General features: G+C 57.3%; 2 protein-coding genes. One reads left to right on the top strand and one right to left on the bottom strand.

Going from position 1 to position 6,214, the window contains the following annotated elements:
- Positions 1–4,557, bottom strand: a 4,557-nt coding sequence (locus tag ACRESD_RS25155; protein ID WP_431753379.1) for a DUF4329 domain-containing protein, incomplete at its 3' end; no start/stop codon positions are given.
- Between the two features lie 288 nt (positions 4,558–4,845).
- Between ACRESD_RS25155 and urtA the strand changes: the two genes are divergently transcribed.
- The gene (urtA, locus tag ACRESD_RS25150) at positions 4,846–6,111 is read left to right on the top strand and encodes an urea ABC transporter substrate-binding protein (protein WP_431753378.1); all 1,266 of its coding nucleotides are present in this window, start codon (positions 4,846–4,848) and stop codon (positions 6,109–6,111) included.
- Positions 6,112–6,214 lie beyond the last annotated feature (103 nt).

Genomic DNA, 6,214 nt, shown 5'->3' with positions numbered 1-6,214 from the left:
GATTGGATCTGATTTTTCACCCAAGGGTCCCAGTGCGTTCCAAAAGCTGTCGGTGACCAGCACTGACAGGTCACCCACACGCCGTAACTGACTCACCAGCACACTGGGGAGGACTGCTGGTCGGGCGCTGAGCATGGCGGTTTCCTCCCCTGTCATTGCAGGTATGTACTTAAGCATCCCTCCCCCGCGACAAGACAGGTAAAGGCTCTTGGCGTCAGGTAAGTTACTCCGTATGACTGAAAGGTAATTGCCCAGATCATCGCTGGAGACAAAATTAGCCAGCAGGTTGATGTCAATCCGAGACAGGCCAGGCATGCTGGGAATTGACTTATAAAAGGCATGCACAGCCGCAATCTTGTAGGTGCGCAGCACATTGGTGGCCGGTACGTCGAACCCGGCATGATCCTTCCAGAACAAACCTTCCAACGTACTGTCGCCAAAGCCGGGGCGATCCTCCACGGGATCGATCGCGACAAACCCGGAAATTTTCGGCGGCACGAGCACTGCCCCTAGATACGACGTGTCGACAAACGGGGCAATCAATCGCTGAGCGTATCGGGCAGCGTCATCGGCGTAGAAATACAGCGGGCCACAGAATGAATGGTAGTAAGGGTCGTCAGCAAAAGCGTGCGACGGCCGTTTGGGCGACCACTGTGCATCGACCTGCTCTTTGCGGCCCCAGGTCGGACTGGTGACCCGAACGTGCAACTCTCCGATACCCGCCAACAGACGTACATAGTCCCGCACCGTCAAGGAGCCTTCACGTACTCGCGTAGCGTCGTGGCGCACGTTGTTCGACCACTGCGACACAGCTGCTGTTTTAGGCGCGCGAAACCACAGCAGTGCACCGTCCGCACACAACAAGTAAAGCGGCAGTGTCACTCCGTTACGGGGAGCGGTCATGTACATCAGCGCTTTCAGAATCGTGACAGGCGTGAAGAAGTGCCGGGCCATTTCGTCGCTGGCCGGTGCGATCGTTTCGGTCGATGCGCACAGGTACAAGCCATACATCAGGTAGCCCTGGGGTAATTGGCCGTCGACAAAGACGGCTCTCAAGGCGTCAAAGTGCTCTCTGACAAGGGGTAAAGTCGCCATGTACAGCTCCCTGCCCAATGCCTTTAATACATAACCAAAGGCCACTTGAGCCTGCGGCTTCCAACCGAGCTGGACGTGTCGGACAGCATCGAGGGCGCGGGTAAAAATCGGACTGCACGGTGTGTCGGCTGCGACCTGGCGCACGGCCAATGGGTTCGGGATATATGGATTCAATGCGAAATTAGGCTTGAGTGTCCTCGGACTCCCCCACAACGCATCCCCCTTCACGACGCGCAAGAGGCCGGCCTTGGCCACAGCATTGACGAAATTCTGCGGTGACAGCGCTCCCGTGCGCAGTTGCTGCTCAAAATCGTTGTCGGCCAAATCACCTTTGACGAGGTCAAGAGCGACCAACTTACGGCTCAACAGCTTTTCCTCTTCAGAGTCCGACAGGTCATAGCTAAGAATCGCCCCGTTCGCCCCGAAAACGTACTCGCGCTTGATATGCACCTCTCTGTCTAACAACTCTGCCAGAACAGCACTGGGAATCATGCTTTGGTAGACAGTTTTCTGTAGGCCCGACAGCAATATGGGCACTTCTTGAATGGGCAGAGAACGGTAGCAAGCGATGATCGTGCCTCCCCCCGGATAGAGTCCCACAGCAACGCTGGCGTCAGGGTAGATCCAGTTCAACGTCACCCCCCGAGGCGGCAGTATCAAGGGTTCAGTGGCCACGCATAGACCGTTGGCCAGCTTGAGAATGACCCCACCATAGGCGCGGCGAAAGTGGTTACCGATAGCGCTCAGGGCGTGACGTGCCGCATCATCGGGTGAGGCAAACGCGGGGCTCAAGCGCCGCGAAGTCAAGGTTTTGTAGCCAGCCCAATCGCTGCCCACTTTGCCAATCTCATCCCAACACTGGCTGGTACGCACTACCTGGAGCTCACCCTTGGTTGCCCACTGCCTGACAAAGTCCAAATGCGTCGTGATGCCAGAATCCAGCTGCGTACGTGCCTGCGCTAACAAGTTGTCCGCCTCGCCGCCACTTTTTACGTCGATAGGAGAAGGCTGGTAACTCAACAGTGCACCATCCAGGGTGGAAAAGTAGATGGGTAGGCTGCGTGTACGATTACGCTGAGCTTCATAGAGCGCGGAATACAGCACTTCCGGCATGACGAAATACAACGTCAGCCAAGTATTCGCCACTGCACTCCACTGCGGCGACCACTGCTGTGACCTGAACAAGGCATGTAACTCAAACCCCTCGGGCAGCAGGAACTCGTCACGGCTCGTTCGAGAAAACAATCTACTAAGATCGAACAAGTCGCCGGCGGAGACAGCTCCTACCACTTCGGTCGCGATGTACTGTTCCTGGTCCTTGTGCTTGAGGATAAATGCGAAACACGCCTGCGCGGCGAGATTGCGACCATGCACTCGCTTGTGCAGGTCGCGGGCGGCCTCATTGAGGGTTGTGAACAAAGAACCATAGGTGACGTAGTCGAGCGGGCCAAGTCTGGGTGCATAGTCATAATTGGGCGTCCAGTCACTGTAGACAACCCCGCGTGGCCCCCACAACGAATTGCCCTGGACGATTTTGAATTCGCCTGCAGAAGCTAATTTCGTGACCCAATCGGTGGGTTTTATCTCTCCGCGATCAAGCTTGCGTGCAAGCCCATGCTCTGCGGCGGACGGGCTGAGATTAGCCCGTAGCAGCGCCTCCTCGGACGAGCGATTCGGGGCGTATTCCAATAAACAGTCCTGCGCCCCGGAAAGGTAGGCCACCCGCCCAGCCAGGAGAATTGAGTACATCTCATCGCAGGAAAACACCTGCAGGTTGATCAACGCCTCATCCCGCGTCCAGTGTCGCTGCTTGACCCAGTCGGGATCGACCATAGACAGCGCCGGATGGGAGCCATAACGCGCATGCAGCTCATAGTGCTCGGGAGGAATCAGTGCACCTTGCTCGTCCATGGGGAAAAACAGCATGAACGCAAATGGGTTGCCGAGGCTTCGCTTGGGAGGCGTGATCACAAAACGACCGTCAGGCCCCTTGAGTATGTAGCCACCGAGGTAACGATTTCGAGTGTTGCCAATCTGCTCATGGGCGTACAGCGCAGCATCCCGCGATGACAGAAACGAGCCACTCAAAGCCAGCGGGTACTCCGTAGCCAGTACCGCCGTGCTCTTACCCACCCGCCCGACCTCACGCCAGAATTGGCCTGTCCGAACCACCCACAGGTCGGTGGCATCGATCACCCTGCGCAAAAAATTGCGTGGGGTCAGCGTGCCTGCGGCCATCTCAGCCTGGGCCCCTTTGTCATTGATCCCCCCACCACTGTCTCGTTGGAACAACTCGGTAGCCAGATTCTCGGGAGGGACTTTGAGCTTAAGCAACGCCTGATCCGAGCTACTCATGTAGAGGGCAAGACCACGCTGGGGATTCTGAAGCGCCACCGTCTTGCTTCCCTCCCGGATAGCCGCCCCCACCTGTGTCGGAAAAAAAAACACATTGGCCAGCCAGGCTTCTCGTGCAGCAACCTTGCTCACTTCGGGTCCGTCACCGAAATAAAGGGCTTCCAGGCGATACTCAGCCGGTATTTGCGGATGCCCATCTGGCCCCTTTGGAAACAACGCATCGAGCGAAAACAGCGGTTCGCGAGCGGGCGATGCAACAGTTGCGACGTAACGATCCTGATTGACGTGCTTTAGCACCACGCCAATGTGCGATTCAACCGCCTCTGGCGGCTGCGAGGAGAACGCCGCCGTCAGCGCCTGGGACGCGTCGGGGAAGATCGCAGTGAACAGGGGTTGTTCAGTCACCTCTGACGAGGAAAAAGGTTCGAAAACAACCCAGTCGGATGGCACTTTGCCGCGGGAGCCTCCCCAAAGCGGGGTCGGCACAATCAAACTGAGCGAGCCAAAGGTGGCGATTTTTTTGATGAACTCATCAAACCCACCGTATACGCCCACCGGGTTGTTGGGTGGTTTTCCGGCCTGCACCCACAGGGCAAAACTGAATTCCGCTGCAGACCCGGTTGGGGTATGACGGATCAACGATCCATCTGGCCCAGAGAGATAGGAAGACGGGAAAAAATCACGGTCATGAACATCTCGATAAAAGTCCGGGCCAGAGAAGAACCCCAGAAACGCCTTGGTCATACGCTCATCGAAGCTACGGTTTCTCTGGAGAATCAGTGCATGTTGCGCTGGATGCGAATGGTAGCTGGCGACGCACGTATATCCTTGTGGCTGAAGATAGTAGCCATCAGTGCCGATGCCCAATACCGTCCGTAAATCGAACTGCATACCCTCGCCCCTCACCGGCTGGGTCGAGAAATACTGGCCGGTCGGGTCTCGCAAAATCACCCCGCCGTATTCGACGTCTCGTCGTTGACCAATTTCCTGATGAGCCCAGTTCGCTGCATCCACTTCATGCAAAAAAGCAGGGCTCAATGGTGGCAACTTGGAAGCCCCTCGGTTTGAACTGGCAGCCCGCTCTTCACGTGACAATCTGATAGCCATGACAACTCCTGGAAGAAATGCCTGGGCACAGCGCCCAGGCCTTTCATTCTCGAAGTGAAGTTCCCTGTCCAACCGGTAGATAAGTAGCGGCAGTACCAAGCACCACAACAGCACATCGTCGTGCCCCGAAGCCGCAATCGGGGGCCACATTGGTGCAACCAGCCAGGCTTGCACGTTTGTTTGGCCCTTGCCCATCAGGGTTGGATGACTTCGGCACACCCCTTGCTATCACCTGCGTAACGTCCCTCATTTGCCCCCTAACACAACATCGGTCACGGAGATCGCACCATGAAGCGTCGCAGCTTGATCAAGGCTTTCACTCTTTCGGCATCCATTGCCGCCATGGGCATGACCTGGACCGTACAGGCCGCCGAGACCATCAAGGTCGGCATCCTGCACTCGCTGTCCGGCACCATGGCCATCTCCGAAACATCGCTGAAAGACATGGCGCTGATGACCATCGACGAGATCAACGCCAAGGGCGGTGTGAACGGCAAGATGCTTGAACCCGTGGTCGTCGACCCCGCTTCGAACTGGCCGTTGTTTGCGGAAAAAGGTCGGCAGTTGCTGACCCAGGACAAAGTCGCCGTGGTATTCGGCTGCTGGACTTCGGTGTCGCGCAAGTCGGTGCTGCCGGTGTTTGAAGAACTCAACGGCCTGCTGTTCTACCCGGTGCAATATGAAGGCGAAGAGATGTCGCCGAACGTGTTCTACACCGGTGCGGCACCGAACCAGCAAGCCATCCCGGCAGTGGAATACCTGATGAGCGAAGAAGGTGGCAGCGCCAAGCGCTTCTTCCTGCTGGGCACCGACTACGTGTACCCGCGCACCACCAACAAGATCCTGCGTTCGTTCCTACACTCCAAAGGCGTAGCGGATAAAGATATCGAAGAGGTCTACACCCCATTCGGCCACGCCGATTACCAGACCATCGTGGCCAACATCAAGAAGTTCTCGGCGGGCGGCAAGACGGCGGTGATCTCCACCGTGAACGGCGACTCCAACGTGCCGTTCTATAAGGAGCTGGCCAACCAGGGTTTGAAGGCCACCGAGGTGCCGGTGGTAGCGTTCTCCGTGGGTGAAGAAGAACTGCGCGGCATCGACACCAAGCCACTGGTGGGCAACCTCGCCGCGTGGAACTACTTCCAGTCCGTTGAGAACCCGATGAACAAGAAATTCGTCGCGGATTGGAAAGCCTACGCCAAGAAACACAACCTGCCGGGCGCCGACAAAGCGGTGACAAACGACCCAATGGAAGCCACCTACGTGGGCATCCATATGTGGGCGCAGGCGGCGGAGAAAGCCAAGTCCACCAACGTCGACAAAGTGCGTGAAGCGCTCGGCGGACAAACCTTCGCCGCACCGTCGGGCTTCACCCTGACCATGGACAAGACCAACCACCACCTGCACAAGCCGGTGATGATCGGCGAGATCCAGGCCGATGGGCAGTTCTCGGTGGTGTGGCAAACCCAGGAACCGATTCGGGCACAGCCGTGGAGCCCGTACATCCCAGGCAATGACAAAAAGCCGGACTATGCGGTGAAGAGCAACTAAAGCCACACCGCAGCCTGGATGTCGGGCACGGTCAATGTGGGAGCTGGCTTGCCTGCGATATAGGCGCCTCGGTGTATCAGTCTTACCGAGGTGATGCCATCGC

This window comes from Pseudomonas sp. (assembly GCF_050739995.1).
GTDB lineage: Bacteria > Pseudomonadota > Gammaproteobacteria > Pseudomonadales > Pseudomonadaceae > Aquipseudomonas.
Note: the sequence above shows the minus strand (reverse complement) of the source record. Positions and strands in the feature narration are given on the sequence as shown.

Coding starts and splice junctions, on each gene's coding strand:
- urtA (WP_431753378.1), top strand. CDS start 4,846: ATGAAGCGTCGCAGCTTGATCAAGGCTTTCACTCTTTCGGCATCCATT.